Genomic DNA, 25,645 nt, shown 5'->3' on the forward strand with positions numbered 1-25,645 from the left:
GTTGCAACACCACTTTCCTATAACTACTGCTATTTATTGTGCTGCGCTTTCCTGCTCCACACAATAAAATCGGTTTGCGGAATTTTAGTGATGCCCAGCTGCCGCATCATGGTTACCAGTTGGCCACGGTGGTACGTGTTGTGGTTAAAAAGGTGCAGCAGCATTTGAAATGTTGGTTGCTTAAACTGTTCGCGTTTGCTGTTGGCGTATAAAAAAACATGTTGCAATGTGTGTTCCGTTGCTGCACCCACCCATTGGTGCCATTGGCGGTCCAACGCTGTTACCTGCTGCACCGCATCTTTGGTTGAACCTTTAAAATTCTGGCCCGGCCAGATGACCCGCTCCTGCAATTTCAGTCGCTGCCACCACACGCTTGACGCATCGAGCATATGCAGCACCGTTTGGTGCAACGATGGAAAAGAAGAAGGCACGGGCTGCACCTGTTGTTCCTGCGGCAGGCTGGCCACCACATCCAGCAGTTGCCCGTTTGCCCACATATTGTAGGCGGCAAATTGCAACAGCGATTCTTTCATAGCAGCAAATGAAATGAATAATTTAAAATGCGGCCCTGATTTTTACCACATAGTCAATACTTTTGATGCCTTCGCAGAAAACACCTGTACATATAAATACAAACCATGTCCAATCATCATTTCAAACCCACCGGATTTGGCTCCGCGGCCGTGCATGCAGGCCATGAAAAAGACCCGCGTCATGCGCACCTCACGCCTATTTACGCCACCAGCACCTACCTGTTTGATACGGCGGAACAAGGCATGCGCCGTTTTAGCGGCGAGGAGCCCGGGTATATTTATTCGAGGTGGGGCAACCCAAGCTTTACCGAGGCAGAGCAAAAGATCGCCGCCATGGAAACCTTTGGGCTGAACATGGAAGCAAAAGGATTGTTGCACGCTTCGGGCATGGCGGCTATTGCATCCCTGATGCTGGCAGTGCTGAAACCCGGTGATAAAATTTTGACGCATTACTCGCTGTACGGGGGCACCGAAGAACTGATTCATAAGGTGCTCACCGATCTGAACATCACACCCATCATTATGGACCTGCACAACCTGCAGGCTGCCGAAGACGTGTTGAAAGGGGACGCGGCCATCAAGATGATTTACCTGGAAACGCCTGCCAACCCTACGTTGCAGTGCGTGGACCTGGAAGCCCTGATTGGCCTGGCCAAGCAGTATGGTAAACTAACGGCTTGTGATAACACGTTTGCTACACCTTACCTGCAACAGCCGTTTCGCTTTGGTGCTGATTTTATTGTGCACTCCACCACCAAATTCCTGAATGGCCACGGCACTGCCATTGGTGGCATTTTGCTGGGCCGCGATGTGGAGCAAATGAACACAGTAGTTACCAAAACGCATCGCCTGCTGGGCGGCAATGCCAACCCATTTGATGCTTTTTTATTAACCAATGGTTTAAAGACTTTGGAAGTACGCATGGACCGGCATTGCAGCAATGCGCAGGCCGTGGCCGAGTATCTTGAAAGTCATCCGAAAGTGGGTCGCGTTAATCATACTGGCCTTGCATCGCATCCCGATTTTGCCATTGCGCAAAAACAAATGCGCCGTGCCGGTGGCCTGCTTTCATTTGAATTGAAAGGCGGGTTTGATGCCGGCGTGCAAACCATGAACAAGTTGCAAATGTGCCTGCGGGCTGTTTCGCTGGGTACTTGCGATACACTACTCTGCCACCCAGCATCGATGACGCACTATGGTGTGTCGCGGGAACAGCGGGAGCAATACGGCATTACAGATGGCCTGATCCGCATGAACGTGGGCATTGAAAACATTGAAGACATTATTGCTGATCTGGACCAGGCGCTGGCGTAAATGGCTGATGGCTGATTTATGGATCGCTGATTTTTTAAATCACCGATTTGCACTCTTTTCAATGCCAAAATTCAACGTTCATTTCCTACATCAGACATCAGAGATCGAACATCAGAGATCGTTTACATACATCCTACATTTTACATTACACACAACAGATGAACATCAATATACGCCGTGCCGTAAAAGAAGATTGCATTCGCATCATGGAGCTGGTTCGTGAACTGGCTGTTTATGAAAAAGCACCCAACGAAGTAACCGTAACACTCGATCATTTTGTGCAAAGTGGTTTTGGCGAAAACCCCGTGTGGTGGGCGTTTGTGGCCGAAGTGGACGGAACCATCCAGGGCTTTGCGCTGTATTACATTCGCTACAGCACCTGGCGTGGACAACGCCTGTACCTCGAGGATTTTTATGTGCGGGATGAAATGCGTGGCAAAGGCTTGGGCAAACTGCTGTTTGATCGCATACTTGCCGAAGCAAAAGACCGCAACCTCAATGGTGTGCAGTGGCAGGTACTGGAGTGGAACGAACCGGCCATTAATTTTTATAAAAAATACAATGCAGTGTTCGACGGCGAATGGGTTAATTGCGCCGTGTCGGTGGCATAATAAGAACGCCGGGTGCAGTTGCATCCGGCGTTCTTATTTATCGTGTAACAAAAGTTTTATCCTACCCCTTCGGTAGTTACTTCTTTGTTTATTTTTTGCACCAGTCCCTGCAACACTTTGCCGGGGCCAACTTCGGTAAAACGCGAAGCACCATCACCGATCATGGCTTGCACACATTGCGTCCAGCGCACTGCGCCGGTCAGCTGATCGATCAGGTTTTGCTTGATCTCTTCGCGGTTTACTACACCTTTGGCCACCACGTTTTGATACACTGCACAAGATGGCTGGTGAAAATTGGTGGATTCGATTGCCGCCTGCAATTGCTGGCGGGCCGGCTCCATCAGCGGCGAATGAAAAGCACCACCTACGGGCAGTACCAGGGCACGTTTGGCGCCAGCTGCTTTCAGTTGCACACAGGCTTCTTCAATGCCTTTAACGCTTCCGGAAATAACGAGCTGGCCGGGGCAATTATAGTTGGCCGGCACTACTACTTCGCCGGTTTGCTGCGCCACTTGTGCGCAAATTTCTTCTACTTTTTCATCGGCCAAGCCCAGTACCGCAGCCATTGTTGAAGGCTGCTGTTCGCAAGCCTGTTGCATGGCTTGTGCCCGCAGCGATACCAGTTTCAATCCATCTTCAAAGCTGAGGGTGCCGTTGGCCACCAAGGCCGAAAACTCGCCAAGGGAATGACCTGCCACCATATCGGGGCGGCCCATGTCGATGCTTTTAAAAGCAATGATGGAATGCAGGAATATAGCAGGTTGGGTAATGCGGGTCTGCTTCAGGTCTTCTTCCGAGCCTTCAAACATCACGTCGGAGATACGAAAACCCAATATCTCATTTGCCTGCTCAATAATTTTTTTGGAAAAAGAACTGTTTTCGTAAAAATGCTTGCCCATTCCCGGAAACTGTGCTCCCTGTCCCGGGAAAACGAATGCATGCTTCATCAAGAAAAATTTGCCGCGAAAATACAGGAAAACTGCGGTTACTGGGGCTTACTGGTCTGGCCACTTGTGGGCGACTCCTGCTGGTAAGCGCACTTGCCAGTGGCCTGACCAGTAAGCCCGAACCGCCTAGCTCAAATCAGCTGAAATCAGTTTTAAAAATTCCATCCGGGTCGAAGTGCTTTGAAACTGCCCATCGAACGCCGATGTGGTGGTCACCGAATTTTGCTTTTGCACGCCCCGCACCATCATACACAGGTGTTTGGCTTCAATAACCACCGCCACACCCAAGGGGTTCAGCGCTTCTTTTACCGCTTCCAAAATCTGCGTGGTGAGCCGCTCTTGCACCTGCAGGCGGCGCGAAAAAACATCCACCACGCGGGCCAGTTTGCTCAGGCCGGTGATGTAGCCATTGGGGATGTATGCAATATGCGCTTTGCCATAAAACGGCAGCAGGTGGTGTTCGCACATTGAGTACAATTCGATGTCTTTCACCAGGATCATTTCACTTACGTTTTCATGAAACTTGGCAGAGTTTAAAATAGCCACCGCATCCTGGTGGTAACCCTGCGTCATAAACTGCCATGCCTTGGCCATGCGTTCCGGTGTTTTTACCAATCCTTCCCGCTCGGGATCTTCGCCAATCAGTTGCAATACCTCGCGGTAGTTTTTTACCAAACCGTCCGTAACGTCTTCTTTATAAGTTTCCAGTTTATTGTAAGCCATTGTATTTGTTGTTATAAAAAAACAGCAGGCATGCTGCTAAAAATATTGCTCAGGCAGGATATTCGACAAAGTTCCGCGGCGTTTCGTAAAGCCGCACAAAAAGTTCCAGCGCCGGTTTCAGGTGTGGCCGCAACAAGTCGTAAATCACAACTGCAATGTTTTCGGCGGTGGGATTCAGGCTTTTAAATTCCTCGGTGTCGAGGTTCAGGTTTTTATGATCGAACCGCTCCAGCACTTGTTCGCTTACCAGGTCGGACAGCTCTTTCATATCCATCACAAAACCGGTGCGGCTGTCCACTTCGCCCACTACTTTTATTTCCAGTTCGTAATTGTGGCCATGGTAATTGGGCAGGCTGCATTTGCCAAAAACCCGGAAGTTTTGCTCATCGCTCCAGTCGGGGCGGGCCAGCCGGTGTGCGGCATTAAAGTGTTCCCTTCGGTAAATGGCTACACGTTTGCTCATGTAATTGGTTCCTGGTGTTTTTGTAACTGCTGCCCGTAAAAAAAGCCCTGCAAATTGCGGCTGCCCAAGTTAAACAAACAAGCGGAGCCATTGTTGAAACCCTTTCTCTTTTAAAACGGCAGCACTTGCACAAAGGTAACCGCCAACGGCAGATTACGGTTGCATGGGTTAAATTTGCGCCTATGCAGCTTTTAATTTGCGCAGCTACCGAAATGGAACTGGCGGCCTTGCAGGCAACGGTGGCCAACCGCAAGTTGCGGCCCCACCAAAGCATCCGCTTCATGATCACAGGCGTGGGCATAGGCCCGTCAGTGTACAGCCTTACGCGGCAACTGGTTAACCACAAACCCGACCTGGTGATCCAGGCTGGCGTTGCTGGCACGCTGGATGCGACCTTGCTGCCCGGCGAAACCGTGGTGGTGCAAACCGAAACATTTGGCGATGTGGGCGTGGAGGAAAAAAAGGCCTTTTGCAGCGTGTTCGACCTCGGGCTGACCGACCCCAACAGCTTTCCGTGGTCGGAAGGATTTTTACTCAACCCCAACGCCAAATGGCTGGCCTTGCCGGGTTTGCAGTTGGTACGGGGCATTACGGTAAACGAAATATCCACCAACCCCGAACGCATCCGGCAGTACCGACTGCACTGGGGCGCACAAACCGAAAGCATGGAAGGCGCGGCACTGCACTATGTGTGCCTGCAGGAAGGAGTGCCTTTTTTGCAGGTGCGCAGCATTTCGAACGCCATCGGCGAACGCGATAAAAGCAAATGGAAAATGGCCGAAGCCATCAAAAACCTGCACACCGAGCTCAATACTTTGATCGACAAAATAATGGACCTATGAAACTGACCCTTGGCTTCTCGCCCTGCCCGAACGACACGTTTATTTTTGATGCGCTGGTCAATGGGAAGATTGATACCGAAGGGTTGCAGTTTGAGCCGGTGCTGGAAGACGTGGAAACCCTGAACCGGTGGGCGCTGGAGGGCAAACTGGATGTTTCAAAACTGAGCTTCCCGGCCCTTTTTCGCACGGCCGACCAGTACCGGATTTTAAATGCAGGTTCGGCGCTGGGCAACGGTGTGGGTCCGCTGCTGATTTCAAAAGAGCCCGTGTCCGCCGAGCAGGTGAACGCTCAGCGCATTGCTATACCGGGCGAAAACACAACGGCCAATTTCCTGCTTCATTTTGCTTTTCCGCAAGCCGCTAACCGCACCCCGGTGCTGTTTTCCGATATTGAAGACAGCGTGCTGAACGGCAGCTTTGATCTGGGCCTCATCATCCACGAAAACCGCTTTACCTATGCCCAACGCGGCCTGCACAAAGTGCTTGACCTGGGCGAATATTGGGAAAAGGAAACGGGCCTGCCCATCCCGTTGGGCTGTATTGCTGCGCGGCGCAGTTTGCCGGTGGCGATACACGAAAAAGTTGATCGCCTCATCCGGCAAAGCCTGGAGGCTGCTTTTGCACAGTATCCCGCATTACCGCCTTACGTGGAACAGCATGCGCAGGCCATGGACAAGACCGTGATGCGCCAGCACATTGATTTGTATGTAAATAAGTGTTCGCTTGATCTTGGTGCAGCCGGCCGCAAAGCCATTGAGCAGCTGTACGCTACTTATTGTAAAAATGCAGGGATTGGTACACCGAAAGATTTGTTTGCCGTGTAAATGAAATGTGGCTGACTTGGTTGTTGTTACAAATGGGTTTTAGCAAAGGCGTCTATTCGCGATGTTCGTGGGCTAGTTGCAGATTATAAAGCTTTCTGATAGTCTGCCGCCAGCAGCTGTTTATACAGGCTTTTGGTAAAAGCATTTCCATACTCCTTGCCTTGATAATGGCTTACCCAACGGATGCCTTGGATGGCATTGGTGAGGAACACTTCATCAGCGGCCAAAAGGTCATCGGGCAACAAATCTTTTTCAGCAAAAGGAATATTGTTTGCGCTGCAAGAATGGAGCACATGCCGGCGCATCACTCCGGCTACGCATCCGCTGGTTAGCGGCGGCGTTTGCAACAGCCCATTTTTTAGGGTAAAAATATTGGTTCGCGATCCGTCGCATACATGCCCGTGTGCATTGAGCACGATGCATTCATCTGCGCCTTGCTGTGCGGCTGCCGCAGCTGCTAATCGATACACCAGGTAATTGGCTGATTTCAGGTTGGCTAGTGTACCGGTAGCTTTTGTGTTTTCCGCGTATAAGCCTAATTGCCAGCCCCGCTCCTGCCAGCGAAATGCTTCGTTTTCCAGTGCAAATGCTTCCAGCACATAGCCGGCGGTGCCGTCTTCCTGCCGGTACACGGTCCAGCGGATGCGGGCCATTTCCAGACACCCGTTTTTTTGCGCCAGCATTTTTACCTGGTCTGCAATTGAATTATTACTTGTAGACAAAGGTTTCAGCCCTAGCAGGCTCATCCCTTGGTGCAAGCGTTGGCAATGGGGGCTGAACAGCAGGATATTTCCCTGCAACATTTTCATGGTTTCAAACAGCCCCTCGCCGTACCGGAAGCCCGGGTTGGCGGCCGCAATAACCGGCTGGCCCGCTGGCAACAACTGCCCGTTGAAGCAAATAAACCCCATGGCGCAAATGTAAATGCCACTGCGGTGAACAGTGGCATTTTGAAAAATATATAGAACACCAGCGGTATGCCGGTTTTCAGTAAAAAGGTACACTTAAGCTTGCTGTACGATACCCGCCTTTACGGCATACATCACCAGGCCGGCCATCGATTTCACGCCGGTTTTTGTTTTCAGCTTATCGCGGATGGCTTCTACAGTGCGGGGACTGAGGTCCACCATGTCGGCAATTTCCTTGGTGCTTTTTTCTTCGCACATCAGTTTCAGGATGGTTACTTCCTTATCAGTGAGGTGCACTTCGGCGGGCGCCGAAGCTTCGGCAACGCGTTTGCTGCGCAATCCGCTTAATAATGCCTTGTTGGTGAGGTCGTTGAAGAAAAACTCTTCCTCGTGGCAGGTGCGGATAGCCTGGTAAATCACCTCCGAATCCGACTCCTTGGTGAGGTACGAGTTGGCGCCCACCTCCATCATCCGCGTAATCATGGAAGCATCGTTGATCATGCTCAGCATAATTACCCGCACATCGGGGTGCAGCTTTTTTATTTCGGGCAGCGCAGCCAGCCCGTCCATAATGGGCATTTGAATGTCGAGTAAGATCACATCGGGCTTGATGTGGCGGAGCAGGTTCAGCAGTTGCATACCATTCTCAGCTTCACCCACCATTAAGATGTCTTTCCGGCTGGAAAGCGAGGTACGAACACCGGCACGGAATAAGTGATGGTCATCGGCGATGGCAACCCGGATAGGTTTATCATCAAGATTCTTCATAAGGAAAGGCTTTAAAGAAGCAGTTTATTGGTCGCCCAAATGGGCTTATAGGAAAAACGGTTTTTTAAAATTATGGTAAAACTACGCAAAGAAACAAAACAACCACGACAATCTTAGTAAGGCTACTGCTTTTCCGGCCAATCAGCTTTTTACAGCCACGAGATAGGCCCGATTGTCGCCCAACTGAAAACGCCTTTTTCGCGGCGTATAAAAAACATCCTGCAGCGTAAAACCCGCTTCGGCTAGAAAAGTTTCCAATTCGGCAATGGAAAAAATATAGTCCACGCCCAAAAGCGTTTCCACTTTTCCGTCAGGGGTAATAATCAAGTGTTCGGCCTCGATGCGGGATGGATGCATTAGGTAGCGGCTGCCAATGAGGTAGCGAAACTCGTCGACCTGGTGCCAGGCCCGCTCCTGGAAATGGCGAAACGCAATTTCGGCGATCATCCAGGTATCAATTACAAAACGGCCACCGGGTTTTAGCGCCACCGATAATTGCTGCAGCAGGCTGCGCACCGATGCCGCGTTGAAAAAAGTAAAAGAATTGCCCATGCAAATGGCGGCGTCGTACGGTCCGTCAAAGGTCATAGTGGAAACATCGCCGTGCAGGGCGGTAAGCGGCAAGGCTTCGGCTGCGGCCGTTGCCTGCACCTCGGCCACATAGCCTTCCGAGCTGTCGATGGAAGTAAGCTGGTATCCCCTGCGTGCCAATCCAAGCGAGTGGCGGCCATAGCCGCACATCAGGTCCAGCACCCGCTGACCGGGTTGCAGCCCGCAAACATCTTCCAGAAAAGGAAGCTCCGCTTCGGTAAGGCCCGGGTGGATCATCCGGCGCCATACTTCCTGGTAAATGCCGTTGAAAAACGAGGTATTGTGCGATTGGGATATTGCTTGCGACATGGGCAGTTATTTGGTTTAACGTTCAAGACAACAGGTAAAATTGAACCGCTGTAAACTGCGGCAAACTTTAAACATTAGACCCTGAACCTGAAACATTGATTAATCCAGCAGCTTATTGCGCATTGCATACATCACCAGCCCGGCAATGGTTTTCACGCCCACTTTTTCCTTCATTTTCTGCCGGATGGTTTCAATGGTGCGTGGGCTAAGGAACACCTCCTTCGAAATTTCTTCCGTGGTTTTGTCTTCCGCAATATGCTTCAGGATCTTAAGTTCCTTCTCCGAAAACTTGACTGGATTCGGATAAAATTGGCGCACCGACTTTTTGTGCTGCAGTTTCAACAGCACGGCTTTGTTCACCAGGTCGTTGAAATAAAAGTCGTCGTTCATACAGGTGAGGATGGCCTGGTAAATTTCGTCGGGGTCGGTGGTTTTGGTCAGATAGGCGTTGGCGCCCATCTCCATCATTTTGGTGATCAGTTCCTGGTCATCGTACATCGTCAGCACAATGATCTTGAGGTTTTCGTATTCTTTGCGAATGAGGCTGATGGCGTTGATCCCATCTACTTCGGGCATCCGGATATCCATCAGGAGCACATCGGGCTGTTTGATCTTTAGCTTGTGCATGAGGTCTTTACCATCTTCGGCTTCCCAAAGGATCTTCAGGTATTCTCGGTCCCTCAACGCCATTTTCAATCCATCCCTGAAGATTTTATGGTCGTCAGCGATGGATACTTTAATCAGTTCACTGCTCATGGACGGGGTGGTGTGCGGTTTGTGAATGTAGCTTGAGGCGTTGCTAAAAGCCCGGCAAACTTAGTTTTTTTTAAGCACCGTAAAACTACTCTTTGGCAGCTTAGCAGCCTAATATGAGTACAGATATTTATGTGGGTGATACTACGATATCAGACAACGTAAAAGTACGCAGTAGAAACACCCCATGCAATTCATCTAAAAATAATGTTGCAACACCCAGGGTTAAAATATAACAGGCTCATCTATCTTACAACACGGTTCGGCTGACCAACGGATTATATATTACGAAGCACCCCGGATTTGAACAGGCTCATCCGCTAGAAGTTCTTTGAAAACAGAAGAATCTGGCCAACGAATAGTTCTTTTTAGCATGTAAATAGGAAAAGCAGCATAGTAAAAATACGAACAACTCAAAGGGCTTTTACCTCATTTTCATCCGTACTGTTACGCAAAGAATTGGCTTAAATCGTTAACCACCAGCCATTTGATGAGCTTACGAAGTTTTTGCGCTTAAATTGACCTGTTGAACGAGAAAACAAAAGGGTTGAAGTTTACATCAGCTTAAACCTTTAAAACTTTCGTTATGAAAACAAAAACTTTCCGCTCGTTTCCTCCCCAAGAGGATACTCCTTGGTGGGCTCAGGACTAATTTATTCTAGAGCCAAAGATCTGCCTCTAAAAAAATTGTAAAGGTTTTCTATATTTGGACAAAATTCCGAACTATAGAAAACCTTTTATATTATACTGCTGCTTTAACCGGGCTTTTACCGATTTCTTTCTTTTTCTTCTATTACAACAAAACTAAAAAAGAAGAAAGCCTGTGGATACTGGTAATCTATTCATTTTTGTTTGGACTAGCTGATATCTTAAGCCTGACATTATCCTTTAAAGGCTTTAAAAATGTCTTTTATAGTAGCGTAACGCTACAGGAATATTTACTTTTTGCTCTATTTCTTTATTACAGCATCAAGACCAAAAATGCAAAAAAAGCGATCCTCGTTTTATCGTTACTATTTATTGCATTTTTAGCGGTTTACACTTTTACAGCAAAATTCGTCCGCATCGATTCCATTCCGATCGGTGTTGAAACCATTCTTATCCTTATTTTCTCGTTTTACTACCTGTATGAGGAAATGAATAATACATCCGTGTTATTCCTGTATAATAAATACCAGTTTTGGGTAGTAATCGCGTTTATGATTTACTTGTCCGGATGTTTCTTTATGTACATATTTGCCAATCAGCTACCACAGCAAATGGTAAACGAATATTGGTTCATTATCGATATCTTCCTGATTCTCAAAAATGTATTGTTCTCTATCGCCATACTTGTTTTTGTCCTTAGCCGCAACGAAAAAACACCGCCTCGTATCCACCAAATAAAAGCTCTTACTTAAGCGATGTTTTTACTGCAAGGTTCGGCCCCTCAATTTAATGTTTCACTGGCGCTTTTGTTGGGTACTGTCGGCATGTTGGTGCTTACGGTGGGGTTGATCATGTTCATCATTTTTCACCAGCGTAAAGTAATTCGCTACCAGCTGCAGCTGCAGCGCATGGAAGAAGAGCAACAAAAGATTTTGCTCACTGCCTCCATCCGCCTGCAGGAAGAAGAACGCCAGCGCATTGCTGCCGACCTGCACGATGATGCCGGCCCGCTGCTGGCTACAGCCCGCCTGTACCTTACCGAAAACCTAGTGAACCTGGATAAATCAACGCAGCTCCAATCCATTTTTCAGATTCGCCAGATACTAGATGATACTATTCAGTTGGTGCGCAACATCAGCCACAGCCTGATGCCCCCCACCCTTAAAAACTTTGGATTGGAATCGGCGGTGAACGACCTGTTTCAAAAAATTGGCGGCTCGGGTACCATGAATGCCAGCAGCCGTTTTCACGATTATAAAGACCGCCTGAAAAACGAAAAAGAGTTGAACGTGTTTCGCGTGGTGCAGGAGTTGGTGAACAATATTTTAAAACACAGCAACGCCAGCTTTATTCATTTAACGCAAAATGTACAGGGCGATAATTTTATCCTGCGCATCCACCACGATGGTCGCGGCCTGGTACAAACCGATTTTGAAAAATTGAATAAAAGCACCGTGGGACTGGGTTTGAAGAACATCAGCAGCCGCCTGAAAGTAGCACACGGATCTATTTACTTTGAAAAGGACCCATCACAAACCTATTACAAAGTAACCATCTCTATTCCGCAGGAAGATCCCGAAGAAATCCTTGTTCATTAATCATATTTTAGTGTCACTATTTTGATGTATGGAGGTAATAAAAGTTGCCATTGCCGATGACCATAAAATTTTTCGCAAAGGCGTAGTGCTGTCGCTGCGTCCGTTTACCAACATCCGCTTTGTGCTGGAGGCCGACAATGGCGAAGAACTGTTGAACAACCTGCCGGCATCGATCCCCGACGTGGTGCTGATGGACCTGCGCATGCCCGTGAAAGACGGCATTGAAACCACAAAGCAGTTGAGTAAACAGTACCCGCAGATTCATGTTATAGTTTTGAGCATGTACGAAGACGAACGCTTTGTATACCACCTGATGGAAAACGGCGCTCATGGATACCTGTTGAAAAATGCTGAGCCGCAGGAAATCCGCAAGGCCATCATGGACGTGCATGAAAAAGGATATTACCTCAACAACTTTGTTAACCGCATCTTGCTGAAGCGGGCACATGCCAAACAAAAAACGGCACCTTCCCTTAGCCAGGAGATTACGCTGAGCGATAAAGAACAGGAAGTGTTGAAGCTTATTTGCATGGAATACACCGCGCAGGAAATAGCCCAGAAAATGGAGATCAGCCCCCGCACTGTTGAAGCCATCAAAGACCGGCTGATGGTGCGTTTTGGCAGCAAGAACACTGCAGGTTTAGTGTTTTTTGCAGTGAAGAATAATCTTGTTGATTAAGTGGCGCGGTGATTAAAGCATCACACATTTACCAATCACATAATTTTTTGCACAGCCACTCATATCCGGGTGGCTGTTTTGTTTTTATGTATCCAGCAATTGAATGTTTATTGTGCTGCTGTTGCGTCGCACACTTGTACGTTCTGTATCGCTGTTGCGCTTTACCCTTGCACCTGTAGTAAACAGTTTCCACTTATTAGCTGTCATGCCGAACTCCATTCGGCATCTCGATCATCTCGCGGAGTTTAATAAAGCACAAGGGGATGCCGAAACAAGTTCGGCATGGCAGACACTGATTGAAATAAGTGTCCGACACCACCGCTGAATCATGCACTTTTGCTTGCAACGTTCTTTGACTTCCAATCACTCTTTTGCTTGTCATCCTGACGAAGGAAGGATCTGAGCCAGCACCGTCACAAACCTAGAAGCTTCAAGAAGTCTCCCTTTATTTAATTACCATCGTTTTCAAACCTCAGATGCTTCGCTGTGCTCAGCATGACAAATGCAAAACACCGCAATAAAAAAAGCAATGAAGTTGCGCAACGCCATTGCTTTTAAATTTCACCGTGATCTGATTTTAATATCCTCGCAGCATCTCCACATTCACATTCGCGAAGAACAATCAGAAAAAGACTTATACAATCAACCGCCCCGCGGTTTTTGCCTGCACTTCCTCTACTGTTACTCCCGGTGCGGTTTCTACAAGCTTGAAGCCGTCAGGTGTTACATCCAACACTGCCAGATCAGTTACAATTTTTTTCACACAGCCCACACCAGTAAGTGGCAGCGTGCAGCGCGGCAGCAGTTTCGATTCGCCTTTCGGGTTGGTGTGCATCATGGCAACAATAATATTTTTTGCTGAAGCAACTAAGTCCATCGCGCCACCCATGCCCTTCACCATTTTGCCCGGAATTTTCCAGTTAGCAATGTCGCCTGTTTCGCTTACCTCCATAGCACCCAGTACGGTGAGGTCAACCTTGCCTGCGCGGATCATACCAAAGCTTTCGGCCGAATCGAAAAAAGCGCCACCCGGTAAAATCGTCACCGTTTCTTTACCGGCATTAATAAGGTCGGCATCAATTGCTTCTTCGGTTGGGAAAGGACCCATGCCCAACATACCGTTTTCGCTTTGCAGCATCACAAACATGCCTTCGGGAATGTAATTGGCCACCAGCGTTGGAATGCCGATGCCCAGGTTTACATACATGCCGTCTTTCAATTCTTTTGCAATGCGCTGGGCAATGCCGAATTTATCTAATGCCATGAGGCGGAAATTTTAGGGTTGTGATTGGATGTTTAAAGTTTAAAGTCTAATGTTTAAGGTTATTGAAGACCGAGGGTCATTTCATTATCAATTGAACAACAGCTATCCATTCATCTCCACAACCTCTAACATTCAACCTTAAACTTTAAACCTTACACTTTAAACTTATTCCTGCACCGTTCTGCGTTCAATTCGTTTCCCGTAATTCGCTCCTTTAAATATGCGGTGCACATAAATACCGGGTACATGAATGCTGTCCGGATCGAGTTCGCCGGGTTGCACCAACTCCTCTACTTCTGCAATGGTGATGTTTCCGGCACGTGCCATCGAGGTGGAAAAATTGCGGGTGGTTTTCCGAAAAACAAGATTGCCCATTGTATCGCCTCTCCATGCTTTTACCATGGCAAAGTCGGCATGGAGCGCCATTTCCATGAGGTACTTTTTACCATCAAATTCCCGCACCTCCTTGCCTTCCGCCACTTCGGTTCCGTAGCCTGCCGGTGTAAAAAAAGCCGGGATGCCCATGCCCGCCATTTGTATGCGGGTAGCCAAAGTGCCTTGCGGAATGAGGTCTACTTCCAGTTCGCCTTGCAACAGTTGTCGTTCAAATTCTGCATTCTCCCCTACATAAGAACTCATCATCTTTTTGATTTGGCGGCGCTGCAACAACAAGCCCAAACCAAAATCATCCACGCCGGCATTGTTCGAAATACAGGTCAAACCGCTCACTCCTTTTTGTACAAGGGCCGCGATACAATTTTCGGGAATGCCGCACAAACCAAATCCACCGAGCATCAATGTGGCGCCATCCGCAACATCGTGCAGGGCATCCATTGCATGAGCAAATACTTTGTTCATGCATTAAATGTAGGGCATTTAGCTTTTACCAAAATGCCTTGCCGCAATAAGGAATGAGGTGTTTTACGCAGTGATAAAAGCTGGCAGGCCGTACAACTATTAAAGCAAAACAAATAGCAGAATAGCTGCATTACATTGGCTTGGGTGGTTGCGGCTTGGCTCTTTTTGCAGTGTCGTTTATCTGGCGATTCAGGTTTTCATCCATTGCATCGATTACTTCTTTCAGCAGCGGCGGGTTTTGCTCATAGTATTGCAGGCTTTTCTGAAACGCAGCTTTATTGGTGCCATGCAGTGCCAACACCTGCTGGTACATGCGGTACCGCGATGCCGGCAGCCGGATCAGCGAATCGGCCGGAAGTGCATTGGCAATGCGGCCATCCACCTGGATCAGGTCGAGCATAATGGCCTGCATTTTTTGTTGCGGTAAAATATTTTTCGGCAGCTCCGGTTTGCTGTTGCAACCAATGGCCACCACCAATATCAGCAGCAGTTTTTTCATCTCAATTCTTTATAGGCCGTTGCATTGGCAACATCCAGTTTCAACAGCAGGTCACGGGCCTGTGCTTTTTGTGCCGGGTCGGCTTTGCTAAACACCCGCACCAGTTCATTGCTTTTACCACCAAAGAAAAACTGCACACCCATAGAGTTCGGAATCTCGGTATTCAGTCGGTTCAGCACATTCAATGCATGAATGATGCCTTTGCGGGCCTCGGTGGGCTCGTCGTAAAATTGGTCCATGCCCTGGCGGTAGTATGCGTGGTACGCTTCGTGCAGCGCATTGTAACGGCTGTCGGTAAAATTTTCGGCCAGCCTGAACCGGTTGCGAACGCCATCAAACGTTTTCCACCCGCTGATGTCGCGGCCCTCCGGTGCATTGTTCACAATGTTTTGCGCTTTACGGAAAAAAGGCTCGCCGGCACCCGGCGCAAACGAATCGGCATCTACACCCAAAATAATATTTACATAATAAGCCAGCATAGCGGGCAAATTAGCTGCCATTGGATCGGAGCCTTGAACGCGGTTTTCGTTGAACTCAACGGGTTGAAACTCTACATAACGGAACGTGAGGTTTCCATCCTGGAAATTAATTACCGGCGACTCGTAAATCGAATTATATACCGGCCGTGCAGCCTGCACCGTGAGGGTGGCTTTGTAAATATTCTGGCCTGCATCCTGGTCGATGGTAATTTGAAAATTGCATTTGATGCGCTCCTGCGGCAGGTAGCTGTCGTTGGTCCACTTGCGGTTATTCAAAAAGTTGAATAAGGAGGTTTGCAGGGTATTGAAAATCTTTTTGTCTACGTTGGAGCCAACGCGGTTAGCCACCACCGATACACGGGCCTGCAGCTCCTGCGCACCGGCCCACTGCATGCAGCACAATAATAGAATAAGGATCAAAGGTTTTTTCATGGAATCAGCTTCAGCACCGTGTTGGCAATATCTGTCGCAACGGCCTCTTTTGTTTTTGTTTCAAAAAAATGCGTTTGCCCGTCCTTTGTCAGGATGGTTATTTTATTGGTCGCCTTGCCAAAACCAGCACCGGCGTCGTTCAACGAATTCAGCACGATGGCATCGGCATTTTTACCCTCCAGTTTTTGGCGGGCATTGGCTTCTTCGTTATTTGTTTCCAGCGCAAAACCAATCAGTACCTGCCCGTCCCGTTTTTGGCTACCCAAGGTGGCCAAAATGTCTTTTGTTGGTTCCAGGTTCAGGGTTAATGCTGCACCGTTCTTTTTGATCTTTTCCGGAGCAACTTGGCCGGGAGTAAAATCAGCAACTGCGGCGGCCATCACAGCTATATCATAGTTGGCTGCATGCTCCATACAGGCCGCAAACATTTCGCCTGCCGATTGGACTTTTACCGTTTCAATCGGCGCCGGCAGCGCTGGCAATGAGACCGGTCCTGACACCACCGTTACCGCAGCACCACGCTTTTGAAATTCTTTTGCCAACGCATAGCCCATTTTACCGGACGAATGATTGCCAATGAAACGCACTGGATCGATGGCTTCGTATGTAGGCCCGGCGGTAATCAATACCTTTTTTCCGTTAAAATCCTGAGCAGTAGTAATAAACGCATGGATGGCCTCAAGGATTGCTTCAGGTTCGGCCATGCGGCCTTCACCGATTAAGCCACTAGCCAGTTCGCCATGCGCTACCGGCAAAACATGGCAACCGTGTGCTGCCAGCCGACCCAGGTTTTCGCGGGTAGTGGGATGGTGCCACATGTCCTCGTCCATGGCCGGGGCCACCATTACGGGGCAGGTAGCGGAAAGGTAGGTAGCCAGCAACAGGTTGTCGCACAGGCCGTTTGCCATTTTAGCCAGCGTGTTGCAACTCAACGGCGCAACCAGCAGCAGGTCGGCCCAGCGGCCCAAAGCCACGTGGTTGGCCCAGCTATCGGCTTCAAAAAGGTCCGATAGCACCTCATTTTTCGATAACGTAGACAGGGTAAGCGGGGAAACAAAATCTTTTGCGGCAGGCGTCATCACCACTTTTACCTCAGCACCTTCTTTTACCAGCAGGCGCACCAGGTGAACAATTTTGTATGCGGCAATAGACCCGCTGATGCCGATCAGTATTTTTTTACCCGAAAACATAGTGCTAAAGTAGGGAAAGTCGGAAGACCGAGGTTGGAAGTAAATGAGTGAACAAATGAAACAAGGCTTTTTGCCTGTCGTGAACTTCATTTAAGCTAAAAAAGCGGCACCGCTTGATGCAGTGCCGCCCAATTATTTTGAGAAAAGAAAATCGAACAAGAAACAAAGAATAACGAATGATGCTGAAAAGCTTTAATGATCGTTCACTATCAAAGCGTATATAATACCATTAATTCTCATCCTTTAATCGTGCTCTAATCCTCCAATCCGCGATTAAGAAAACAGATCGTCTTCGTTCTTGCGGTGGTAGATCTTGTCTTCCATAAACTCCTGGGTAGCCAAAATAGCAGGGTTGGGCATTCTTTCGTAGGCCCGGCTGATCTCGATCTGCTCCTTGTTTTCGTGGATTTCTTCCAGGCTATCGGTATGCGATGCAAACTCTTCGAGTTTGTTGTGCAGTTCCTCTTTCAGGGTAATATTGATCTGGTTAGCACGCTTGGCTACAATGGCAATGGAAGCGTACAGGTTGCCTGTTTTTGCTTTCAGGTCCTGCAGGTTACGCGTTTCCACATTATTGGTGGTGCTGGTGCTAAGCTGGCGTCTTAACCGACTCATTGCTTACGTTTTTAATGTTGTTTTTAGATGAGGTTATCAATTGATCCACTTCACTGCGTAGCGGACTCTCAGGAAAGCGGTCAATAAAATCGTTGCATTCTTCAATCACTTTTTCAAAACGCTCCATGCGTTTTTCCTCTACGCTGTTTTCAGCCAGGCGAAAATAACTTTTTATCGACATCAGCTTGTATTCGTCGGCCTTTTGCGTATCGGGATAAGCGTTGAGCAGCGAGTTGAACGATACAGCGGCAGCCCTAAACTGGCCAAGATCGAAGTATAGCTGTGCGGCGTTGAAATCCTTTTTTTCCAAGCGCAGGCGCAGTGCATCAATAATATCAGTTGCTTCCTTTGCCTTTGCCGAAGTCGGGTGGGTGTTGATAAAAGTCTGCATCATGCCCATCGCCTTCAGCGTATTGCTTTGGTCCAGTTCGGCCTTTGCAGATTGCTTATAAAAAGTATAAGCCCGCATGTATTCAATCTCCTCCGAACGGGCACTGGTTGGGAATGCCTCTAAATATGTTTTAAACAGGTTCTCGGCGTTTAGAAAGTCCTGCTGGTTGTAGGCGGTAAAGGCGTATTTATAATAAATGTCTTCAAACTCTGGCCGCCCTTTAAAAAACGGGATCACATCTTCATAAAGTTGCTGGGCATATAAAAACTTCTTCTTGGCGTAATACTGTTCCGCCATGCGAAGCTTATACTCAGGGTCTTTGCTCTTCAGCACTTTGTTGACGCCATTGCAGGCCACAAAAGAAAAGGCTATAAATATAACCAGGAGATACCGCATAAAAGTGGGCAAAGTTAATCAGTTTGGGCAAATATTCCGGATTTTCTCAACTGTTAGCGCTGGGTGCCCGTTAATATTGTTTTAATAAAAAAAGCCAGGGCATTGGATGCGCCTGGCTTTTTTCTATTGTATTTAGGGGAAATTAATTTCTCCTAAGGTTGGGGTGCGGAGCAGGAACATTGCTTGGTCCTTCTTCACCAGCTGCTGCTGCACGAATGTCAACAGTGTTGCAATCGCCACCTTCCTGAGCATGCTGGAAGATAAAGCGATCTTGGCTGATGCCTTCACGTTCTACCAGGTGGTTGATCACTGCGTTTACGCGATCCCAGCTGCGTTGCTGAGCCGATTTGTTAGAAGCGCAATAACCTACTACCACTACGCGGCAACCGGGGTTGTTGCGCAGGCGGGCAGCTACAGAAGCCAGCAGGCTTTGTGCATCCTGAGACAGGCGAACAGTGTTGCCAGAGAACGTGATGCTTGGCATTGCACCCAGTGCAGCGGCACAAGCCGAAGCTGAAGTGTCAACGGTATTGCAACCTTCTGGGCATGGGCACTTACCAACACCGTCAGCGTCAACAGGCTGGCAATAAGTTGGGGTAACCAGTTCTTTATCACGGAAGTCAGGTACACCGTCACCATCAGTATCGCGGCTTACACCATGAGAGTCAACGGGAACACCTTGAGGAGTTTGCTCCAGGTCAAACTGGTCGGTAATGCCGTCGCCATCAGCATCGGGCAGTACTGGCTTGGGCAGGCGCATCAGGCGAGGGTTGCGGATTTCGCTGTAAGCGTAATCCAATGGGTTAACCCACCACAATGGCTCAATAGATTTAGCACCCAAGTTTATATTCAGACCAACAGACAGAAAGTTGTAGGCGTCGAAGTCGCGGGTCAGCACGGGGTTACCAGGAGTCTGCTCAGCCCAACGCTGGCCGTCCAGCAGATCGTCTTTTGTGAAAGAGAAACGATCTTCGACAGCAAGGTTAAAGCGGTTGTTCAGTTTGAAAGCAACACCAGCACCGATGTGGGCTGCAGGGATTGCAGTTACACCCAGGAATTTGCCTTTGCGGTCGCCATGGGTTTCAGCTGCTGTTTCATAAGAATCATCCAATGCATCTTTAAGCGCATCACGAGTATCCTTCCGATTTTCATAGGAACCACCGTTGATTGCAGCAAATTCAGAATAATAAAATCCGTTCTCACCGTTATGTTTGTTAACACGAGCTTGATATGTAGTCAAACCCACGCCAGCCAGAGCATACACGTTCACGCCGGTTTTCGACTTGTGAAAACGAACGTTATTCAAAGAAAAGATACCTTCAAGTGAAAGTGCGTTCAGTTCTGTACGATAGTTGTAATATACAGGCTGGCCAGTATACCCACCCCAAGCTTCATTCAGTTCATAGTTCGTTGAAGGCTGCCAGTTTAAACCACGAGCAACACCATACATGTAACCACCACGCAACGAGAAGATATAACCAAAAGCTTTGCGCAGGTGGATGCCAGCGCCAAATCCAGGAAACTGAGAAGCAACATCACCACTGATGTTCACCGAACCTACTTTCAGGCCCAACTCCCACTGGTTGCGGGGTTTTGCAGGAAAGTTGTATGTGCCGTTCATGAACTCAGTATGCTGAGGCATACTGCGTGAAGGAATAATAGAGGAATCTGATGCACTGTACCCTGATTGGGAGGTGGTAGACGTCTGCGAAAAACCGTACGAAGCCAACAGACATAAGACGCCTGTTAGAAAAGAGTACCTTTTGCTTGCCATAATTTTTAATTGAGTTGGAAAAAACAATGTCCTAATCTGCGGCAAAAATAAATATTGACATACAATTACCAAACTTTTAAATTATTTGAAGCAACTGCCTGGCATAATATCCATCCCTGCCAATTGCCGGGGTGCAATTCTTATACCACATGTTGCAAATTGTAGCCTCCTTTGTACCTTTCGGGCATTTTACGAATGCAGATACCTGTTACCTTAATAGAACAAGAGCTAAAAACCTTCGAAAAAAAATTCAAAGAGGCCGTCAATAGTGATGTTCCGCTGCTCGACCGGGTGATGCGATACATTGTAAAACGCAAGGGAAAGCAACTCCGGCCCATGTTTGTTTTCCTTACCGCCAAACTGTGCGGCACCATCAACGAATCTACTTACCGCGCTGCTTCATTGGTCGAATTGTTACACACCGCCACACTGGTGCACGATGATGTAGTGGATGATGCCGCCGAACGTAGAGGTTTTTTCTCAGTATATGCGCTTTGGAAAAATAAAGTGTCGGTACTTGTAGGCGATTACCTTTTGGCAAAAGGCCTGCTGCTGTCATTGGATAACAACGACTTCCGCATTTTGCAGCTACTTTCCGAAGCGGTGCGCCGCATGAGCGAAGGTGAGCTGTTGCAAATGGAAAAAAGCCGCACACTAAACCTGGAAGAATCCGTATATTTTGAAATCATTCGCAACAAAACTGCATCGCTTTTGGCGGCAGCATGTGCTGCCGGTGCCTGGAGCACTACCGGAGATGATGAAGTGGCGGAAAGAATGCGGACCTTTGGCGAAGCCGTAGGTATGGCATTTCAAATAAAAGACGATCTTTTTGACTATACAGCGCAAAACATTGGCAAGCCCACCGGCAATGATATCAAGGAAAAAAAACTAACGCTGCCGTTGATTTATACCTTAAATAATGTAGATAAAAAAACACGCAAGGAACTGATCTATATTATTAAAAACGAGAACACCCGGAAGAAAAGCGTTGATAAAGTAATTGACATTGTAACCAAAAGCGGCGGCATTGATTATACCATTGAAAAAATGGAAGGGTATAAAAGGGACGCCCTAAATATTTTGCACCATTTTCCGCCTTCCGATGTGCGGGATGGTTTTGAAGACCTGGTTCGTTTTATATCCGACCGTAAATACTGACCTACCCCCACAAGATGCTGAAAGAGAAAAGATGGCGCATACAACAGGCAGATGAGGCTAAAAAATTGGCCTTGCAGCAGGAGCTGCGCATACACCCCGTGTTGTGCGAAATCTTGGTGCAGCGTGGCGTAGAAACATTTGATGGGGCCCGCAGCTTTTTCCGCCCCGAGCTTTCCGGCCTGCACGACCCGTTCCTGATGAAGGACATGGACAAAGCAGTTGACCGCATTTTGCGGGCTTTTGGATCGGGCGAAAAAATACTGGTGTTTGGCGATTACGATGTGGATGGAACAACGGCAGTGGCCTGCATGTTCCAGTTTTTAAAAAAGCTGCACAGCCCTACCGAGTTTTATATTCCCCACCGCTACCGCGAAGGCTACGGCGTAAGCCGGGCCGGGATTGACTTTGCCCACGAAAACGGCTATACTTTAATTATATCACTCGACTGCGGCATCAAGTCGGTCGATCTTATTAAATACGCAGCATCCGTAGGCATTGATTTTATCGTTTGCGACCACCACCTGCCCGATGAGGAGTTGCCGCCGGCAGTAGCCATTTTAAATCCAAAACAGCGCGGCTGCCGCTATCCTTATAAAGAGTTGTGTGGCTGTGGCGTTGGGTTTAAATTAATGACGGCGCTGACGCAACAACTCCACCTCCCCGACTCCGAAGTTTTTGAATACCTCGACCTGGTGGTAACGGCCATTGCGGCCGACATTGTGCCCATTACCGGCGAGAACCGGATACTGGCGCACTTCGGATTGAAAAAAGCAAACGAATCGCCCAACTTCGGCATCAAGGCACTTTCAATTCTGGGCGAATTTAAAGGCGAATTTGGCATCAACAACCTGGTATTTATAATTGCGCCGCGGGTAAATGCCGCCGGCCGCATGGACGATGCCCGAAAGGCTGTGCAAATGTTTGTGGCCACCAGCCTGGAAGAAGCCACCACCTGGGCCGAACAGCTCCATACCGATAACAAAGACCGCCGCGAAGCCGACACCAATATTACCGAAGAGGCATTGGCATTGATCCAAAACGACGAGGTTTTGGTAAAACGCAAAAGTACTGTATTGTACCAACCGCACTGGCATAAAGGCGTGGTGGGCATTGTGGCCTCCCGGCTTATTGATCATTATTACCGCCCTACGATTATTTTAACCCAATCCGGTGAATACGTAGCCGGCTCGGCACGCAGCGTGGCCGGCTTTAATGTGTACGAAGCGATCCATCAATGTAAAGACCTGCTGCTGGGCTATGGCGGCCACTTTTATGCCGCCGGTATGACGCTGAACGCCGATAATGTGGACGCTTTCTGCCAACGCTTTGAAGAAGTGGTGGAAGCATCCATCCACCCCGAACTGCTGGTGCCCGAAATTGTAGTAGACGCAGAGATCGAATTCAAAGACATCCGCTGGCCTTTTTATGATATTCTCCGCCAGATGGAGCCCTTTGGCCCCGGCAATATGAACCCCACATTTGTAGCCCGCCGCGTAACCAACTCTGGCTATAGTAAGGTGGTTAAAGAAGCCCACCTCCGCTTTGTGGTCCGCCAGAATGGAACTTCCATTACCGGCATTGGGTTTGGCATGGCCGAAAAATGGCCCGTGGTGCAATCGGGCAAGCCATTCGATCTGGTATTTAAAATTGACGTGAACGAATGGAACGGCGAACGCAGCCTGCAGCTGAAAGTGATAGATGTGCGGGAAAGTGAGTAGAGCGAGACAGGAAAGACGGCAAAGACAGTAGAGTCGGAAGTCGGAAGACAAGAGGCAGAATACAAGGATGATGGTGCGTTTTGGTTTTTAAGCTTACACATAATTTTACCTTGCAACACGGTCGGTTTCTAACCTCTGCTCTGGATATTTCTTGTTAAATAAAACACCTGCCGTCTTTTTTAAAGCATCCTTCCTAACTGAATTCAGCAACGTTCTAAACTGAAATCACCACTAATTTTTACTCTTCTTTACTGTCTTTTCCGTTTCCCCTGTCTTTCCCGTCTTCCGTCTTCGGACGTCCGACTTCCGACACTACTTACTTTCCCCACTTTTCCCTACCTTTGCGCCTCTTTAATTTTTAAACCTTAAACAGGGATCATGAACAATTACGAATTGATGGTGATTTTTACCCCTGTTCTGAGCGACGATGAATTCAAAGCCGCTCAGAAAAAATTCACAACCCTGGTTACCGATAACGGCGGCCAGATCGTTGCTGAAAATCCTTGGGGACTGAAATCACTGGCGTACCCAATCCAGAAAAAAACCACTGGTTTGTACTGGGTTGCGGAATTTACTGCGCCATCCGACTTCAATGAGAAGCTGAAAATCCAGCTTCTGCGTGACGAGTCCGTACTCCGTCACATGGTAACACGTCTCGATAAATACGCCGTCGAGTACAACCAAAAGAAAAGAAGTGGCGTACCTACCGGAACCGAAAAAGCAGCGGAGGTAAACAATGGCTAGACCTAATGAGATCAAGTACCTGACAGCGATCAAGCAGGAAAAGCGCCCTAAAAAATTCTGCCGTTTCAAAAAGTACGGAATCAAATACATCGATTATAAAGATGTAGAGTTCCTGAAAAAATTTTTGAACGAGCAAGGCAAAATGCTGCCCCGCCGCATTACCGGCAACTCGCTGAAGTATCAGCGCCTGGTAGGTGAGGCCATCAAAAAGGCACGCCAGATGGCACTGTTGCCTTATGTGACCGACCTGCTGAAATAGAATCTTTAACCTAATTCACCTGCAAATAGGTGGGTGATGACAGTAGCCCTAACAGCTATTGGTAAAACAAAACAACATGGATATTATCCTGATCAAAGACGTAGATAACCTGGGCGGCAAAAACGAACTGGTAAAGGTAAAAAACGGCTATGCCCGTAACTTCCTGATCCCGCAAGGTTTTGCTGTTGAGGCTTCTCCCTCCAACCGCAAGCAACTGGAAGAGCGCCTGAAAGTGGCCGCTAAGAAAGAAGCTGCAATGCTGGCACAGATCAACAGCGTAATTGCCAAACTGCAGGAAGCTCCCGTGAAAGTGGGCGCCAAAACCGGCACTAGCGGCAAAATCTTTGGTAGCGTTACCGCACTGCAAATCAGCCGTGCCATCCGCGACCAGAAAGGTTACGAGATCGACCGCCGCAAAATCAGCCTCCCCGATGAAGTAAAAGAGCTGGGTGCTTACAAAGCCACCGTAGATTTTGGCAACGGCAACACTGCCGAAGTTGACTTTGAAGTGGTAGCCGAATAAGCATTCGCTTACACTGCATACAAAAGCCTGCACCCCGGTGCAGGCTTTTTGCATTTATACCGGCAAAAGGGGTCCGCAAACGGCCCAAATTGCACCTTGCGAAAAAAATTTTGTTCCATTTGAATTATTCATTAATTCAAGAGAAAACTTTTATATTCGTAAGGCACCAGTGTTCTTTTGTTTCCATGTTTCATTGAACGTTTCCAAATGTTCATTGTTCGGGGCGCACTGTTGGCAACCATTTTTAAACCTATCTCACAATGAACATTTACGTTGGAAACCTTAGCTGGAACCTGAAAGATCAGGACTTAGCCGGCCTGTTCACCCCTTATGGTGAAGTATCATCTGCAAAAATCGTTATGGACAAATTCACCAACCGCAGCAAAGGCTTTGGTTTCGTGGAAATGGCCAATGACGAGCAGGCGCAGGCAGCCATTAACGATCTGAACGGTGCCGAAGTGGACGGCCGCAACCTGGTGGTAAACGAATCTCGGCCCAAAGAAGGTGGTGCCGGCGGTGGTGGCTTCAAAAAGAACTTCGGCGGCGGCGGTGGCGGCGGCTTTAATCGCGGCGGTGGCGGCGGCGGGTTCAACCGCGGCGGCGGCGGTGGCGGTTTTAACCGTGGCGGCGGCTCCGGAGGCGGCGGTTTCAAAAAAGGTGGCGGCGGCTACGGCGGCGGCTACTAAACCAGACCATACACCTACAAACGCATTCAGTCCTGCCACCCGGCGGGACTTTTTTTTGACCGGTGATTTGTTTGATGAGAGAGGATTTTAATGATTTTCTCTCCAGGCATTGTCGTTTACAGTGGCCAAGATTTTTAACCCGAATTAA

General features: G+C 48.3%; 29 protein-coding genes. 13 read left to right on the forward strand and 16 right to left on the reverse strand.

All coding sequences use genetic code 11. From position 1 onward, the window contains the following. Positions 1 to 29 precede the first annotated feature (29 nt). On the reverse strand, positions 30 to 533 hold the full coding sequence (locus tag EPD17_RS17935; RefSeq protein WP_132055892.1) for a DinB family protein: 504 nt from the start codon (positions 531 to 533) through the stop codon (positions 30 to 32). A 105-nt stretch (positions 534 to 638) separates the two neighbouring features. On the opposite strand from EPD17_RS17935, the gene EPD17_RS17940 reads away from it, so the two are divergent. Both EPD17_RS17940 and EPD17_RS17945 read left to right on the forward strand, forming a co-directional pair. Beyond that, positions 639 to 1,847 (forward strand): trans-sulfuration enzyme family protein, encoded by a 1,209-nt coding sequence (locus EPD17_RS17940; protein WP_132055893.1) that lies wholly within the window; start codon positions 639 to 641, stop codon positions 1,845 to 1,847. Between the two features lie 158 nt (positions 1,848 to 2,005). Next, complete coding sequence (locus EPD17_RS17945; protein WP_114234784.1) at positions 2,006 to 2,458, forward strand: GNAT family N-acetyltransferase; 453 nt, start codon at positions 2,006 to 2,008, stop codon at positions 2,456 to 2,458. Between the two features lie 56 nt (positions 2,459 to 2,514). Here EPD17_RS17945 and fabD read toward each other — a convergent pair whose 3' ends face one another. The 3 genes from fabD to EPD17_RS17960 all read right to left on the reverse strand — a co-directional run bounded on the left by fabD (position 2,515) and on the right by EPD17_RS17960 (position 4,591). Further along, the gene (gene fabD, locus EPD17_RS17950; RefSeq protein ID WP_132055894.1) at positions 2,515 to 3,405 is read right to left on the reverse strand and encodes an ACP S-malonyltransferase; all 891 of its coding nucleotides are present in this window, start codon (positions 3,403 to 3,405) and stop codon (positions 2,515 to 2,517) included. A 126-nt stretch (positions 3,406 to 3,531) separates the two neighbouring features. Continuing rightward, positions 3,532 to 4,128, reverse strand: a complete 597-nt coding sequence (gene folE / locus EPD17_RS17955; protein ID WP_114235513.1) for a GTP cyclohydrolase I FolE — start codon at positions 4,126 to 4,128, stop codon at positions 3,532 to 3,534. 49 nt (positions 4,129 to 4,177) lie between these two features. Further along, the gene (locus EPD17_RS17960; protein ID WP_114235535.1) at positions 4,178 to 4,591 is read right to left on the reverse strand and encodes a 6-pyruvoyl trahydropterin synthase family protein; all 414 of its coding nucleotides are present in this window, start codon (positions 4,589 to 4,591) and stop codon (positions 4,178 to 4,180) included. Positions 4,592 to 4,773: 182 nt separating this feature from the next. Here EPD17_RS17960 and mqnB point away from each other — a divergent pair, with 182 nt between their 5' ends. Further along, positions 4,774 to 5,433, forward strand: coding sequence for a futalosine hydrolase (gene mqnB, locus EPD17_RS17965; protein ID WP_132055895.1), 660 nt, complete (start codon positions 4,774 to 4,776; stop codon positions 5,431 to 5,433). After that, positions 5,430 to 6,257 (forward strand): 1,4-dihydroxy-6-naphthoate synthase, encoded by an 828-nt coding sequence (locus EPD17_RS17970; RefSeq protein ID WP_132055896.1) that lies wholly within the window; start codon positions 5,430 to 5,432, stop codon positions 6,255 to 6,257. The genes mqnB and EPD17_RS17970 overlap by 4 nt, the downstream gene beginning before the upstream one ends. Positions 6,258 to 6,340: 83 nt before the next feature. On the opposite strand, the gene EPD17_RS17975 is transcribed toward EPD17_RS17970, so the two are convergent. The 4 genes from EPD17_RS17975 to EPD17_RS17990 all read right to left on the reverse strand — a co-directional run bounded on the left by EPD17_RS17975 (position 6,341) and on the right by EPD17_RS17990 (position 9,589). Then, on the reverse strand, positions 6,341 to 7,168 hold the full coding sequence (locus tag EPD17_RS17975) for an aminotransferase class IV (protein WP_132055897.1): 828 nt from the start codon (positions 7,166 to 7,168) through the stop codon (positions 6,341 to 6,343). 93 nt (positions 7,169 to 7,261) lie between these two features. Continuing rightward, positions 7,262 to 7,933, reverse strand: coding sequence for a response regulator transcription factor (locus EPD17_RS17980; RefSeq protein WP_114235509.1), 672 nt, complete (start codon positions 7,931 to 7,933; stop codon positions 7,262 to 7,264). A gap of 141 nt (positions 7,934 to 8,074) precedes the next feature. Beyond that, the gene (locus EPD17_RS17985) at positions 8,075 to 8,833 is read right to left on the reverse strand and encodes an SAM-dependent methyltransferase (RefSeq protein ID WP_132055898.1); all 759 of its coding nucleotides are present in this window, start codon (positions 8,831 to 8,833) and stop codon (positions 8,075 to 8,077) included. A gap of 99 nt (positions 8,834 to 8,932) precedes the next feature. Then, positions 8,933 to 9,589 carry a response regulator transcription factor gene (locus EPD17_RS17990; protein ID WP_114235507.1) on the reverse strand — a complete coding sequence of 219 codons (657 nt, stop codon included), beginning with the start codon at positions 9,587 to 9,589 and terminating at the stop codon, positions 8,933 to 8,935. A gap of 845 nt (positions 9,590 to 10,434) precedes the next feature. Here EPD17_RS17990 and EPD17_RS17995 point away from each other — a divergent pair. The 3 genes from EPD17_RS17995 to EPD17_RS18005 are packed head-to-tail and all read left to right on the forward strand — an operon-like array spanning position 10,435 to position 12,511. After that, the gene (locus tag EPD17_RS17995; RefSeq protein WP_132055899.1) at positions 10,435 to 10,986 is read left to right on the forward strand and encodes a hypothetical protein; all 552 of its coding nucleotides are present in this window, start codon (positions 10,435 to 10,437) and stop codon (positions 10,984 to 10,986) included. Between the two features lie 3 nt (positions 10,987 to 10,989). Beyond that, positions 10,990 to 11,832: a sensor histidine kinase gene (locus EPD17_RS18000; protein WP_114235505.1), complete on the forward strand. Its 843-nt coding sequence runs from the start codon at positions 10,990 to 10,992 to the stop codon at positions 11,830 to 11,832. 28 nt (positions 11,833 to 11,860) lie between these two features. Then, positions 11,861 to 12,511, forward strand: a complete 651-nt coding sequence (locus tag EPD17_RS18005) for a response regulator transcription factor (RefSeq protein WP_114235504.1) — start codon at positions 11,861 to 11,863, stop codon at positions 12,509 to 12,511. A gap of 634 nt (positions 12,512 to 13,145) precedes the next feature. On the opposite strand, the gene EPD17_RS18010 is transcribed toward EPD17_RS18005, so the two are convergent. The 8 genes from EPD17_RS18010 to EPD17_RS18045 all read right to left on the reverse strand — a co-directional run bounded on the left by EPD17_RS18010 (position 13,146) and on the right by EPD17_RS18045 (position 20,256). Then, positions 13,146 to 13,775, reverse strand: coding sequence for a CoA transferase subunit B (locus EPD17_RS18010; RefSeq protein WP_132055900.1), 630 nt, complete (start codon positions 13,773 to 13,775; stop codon positions 13,146 to 13,148). 165 nt (positions 13,776 to 13,940) lie between these two features. Next, complete coding sequence (locus EPD17_RS18015) at positions 13,941 to 14,633, reverse strand: CoA transferase subunit A (protein WP_132055901.1); 693 nt, start codon at positions 14,631 to 14,633, stop codon at positions 13,941 to 13,943. 130 nt (positions 14,634 to 14,763) lie between these two features. Beyond that, positions 14,764 to 15,132: a DUF4296 domain-containing protein gene (locus EPD17_RS18020; RefSeq protein ID WP_114235501.1), complete on the reverse strand. Its 369-nt coding sequence runs from the start codon at positions 15,130 to 15,132 to the stop codon at positions 14,764 to 14,766. Further along, complete coding sequence (gene porD, locus EPD17_RS18025; RefSeq protein WP_132055902.1) at positions 15,129 to 16,043, reverse strand: type IX secretion system protein PorD; 915 nt, start codon at positions 16,041 to 16,043, stop codon at positions 15,129 to 15,131. Before porD ends, EPD17_RS18020 begins: the two co-directional genes overlap by 4 nt. Further along, on the reverse strand, positions 16,040 to 17,233 hold the full coding sequence (coaBC, locus tag EPD17_RS18030) for a bifunctional phosphopantothenoylcysteine decarboxylase/phosphopantothenate--cysteine ligase CoaBC (RefSeq protein ID WP_132055903.1): 1,194 nt from the start codon (positions 17,231 to 17,233) through the stop codon (positions 16,040 to 16,042). Before coaBC ends, porD begins: the two co-directional genes overlap by 4 nt. A 273-nt stretch (positions 17,234 to 17,506) precedes the next feature. Beyond that, positions 17,507 to 17,848 carry a DNA-directed RNA polymerase subunit omega gene (locus tag EPD17_RS18035; protein ID WP_114235498.1) on the reverse strand — a complete coding sequence of 114 codons (342 nt, stop codon included), beginning with the start codon at positions 17,846 to 17,848 and terminating at the stop codon, positions 17,507 to 17,509. After that, positions 17,823 to 18,635, reverse strand: coding sequence for an outer membrane protein assembly factor BamD (locus EPD17_RS18040; protein WP_132055904.1), 813 nt, complete (start codon positions 18,633 to 18,635; stop codon positions 17,823 to 17,825). Before EPD17_RS18040 ends, EPD17_RS18035 begins: the two co-directional genes overlap by 26 nt. A gap of 142 nt (positions 18,636 to 18,777) precedes the next feature. Then, positions 18,778 to 20,256, reverse strand: a complete 1,479-nt coding sequence (locus tag EPD17_RS18045; RefSeq protein WP_240040666.1) for an OmpA family protein — start codon at positions 20,254 to 20,256, stop codon at positions 18,778 to 18,780. Positions 20,257 to 20,604: 348 nt separating this feature from the next. Here EPD17_RS18045 and EPD17_RS18050 point away from each other — a divergent pair, with 348 nt between their 5' ends. From EPD17_RS18050 to EPD17_RS18075, 6 genes are all read left to right on the forward strand, one after another. Continuing rightward, positions 20,605 to 21,567 carry a polyprenyl synthetase family protein gene (locus EPD17_RS18050; protein ID WP_132055905.1) on the forward strand — a complete coding sequence of 321 codons (963 nt, stop codon included), beginning with the start codon at positions 20,605 to 20,607 and terminating at the stop codon, positions 21,565 to 21,567. 14 nt (positions 21,568 to 21,581) lie between these two features. Next, on the forward strand, positions 21,582 to 23,285 hold the full coding sequence (gene recJ / locus EPD17_RS18055; protein ID WP_132055906.1) for a single-stranded-DNA-specific exonuclease RecJ: 1,704 nt from the start codon (positions 21,582 to 21,584) through the stop codon (positions 23,283 to 23,285). Between the two features lie 378 nt (positions 23,286 to 23,663). Beyond that, positions 23,664 to 24,029 carry a 30S ribosomal protein S6 gene (gene rpsF / locus EPD17_RS18060; RefSeq protein ID WP_114235493.1) on the forward strand — a complete coding sequence of 122 codons (366 nt, stop codon included), beginning with the start codon at positions 23,664 to 23,666 and terminating at the stop codon, positions 24,027 to 24,029. Continuing rightward, positions 24,022 to 24,288, forward strand: coding sequence for a 30S ribosomal protein S18 (gene rpsR / locus EPD17_RS18065; RefSeq protein ID WP_114235492.1), 267 nt, complete (start codon positions 24,022 to 24,024; stop codon positions 24,286 to 24,288). The genes rpsF and rpsR overlap by 8 nt, the downstream gene beginning before the upstream one ends. Positions 24,289 to 24,364: 76 nt before the next feature. After that, the gene (rplI, locus tag EPD17_RS18070) at positions 24,365 to 24,811 is read left to right on the forward strand and encodes a 50S ribosomal protein L9 (protein WP_114235491.1); all 447 of its coding nucleotides are present in this window, start codon (positions 24,365 to 24,367) and stop codon (positions 24,809 to 24,811) included. Positions 24,812 to 25,071: 260 nt separating this feature from the next. Then, a complete protein-coding gene (locus EPD17_RS18075; RefSeq protein WP_114235490.1) occupies positions 25,072 to 25,497 on the forward strand; it encodes an RNA recognition motif domain-containing protein in 426 nt (141 codons plus the stop codon). The last annotated feature ends 148 nt before the right edge of the window (positions 25,498 to 25,645 follow it).

Origin of the sequence: Pseudocnuella soli (assembly GCF_004347775.1) — a bacterium.
GTDB classification, from domain to species: Bacteria; Bacteroidota; Bacteroidia; order Chitinophagales; family Chitinophagaceae; genus Flavisolibacter; species Flavisolibacter aquaticus.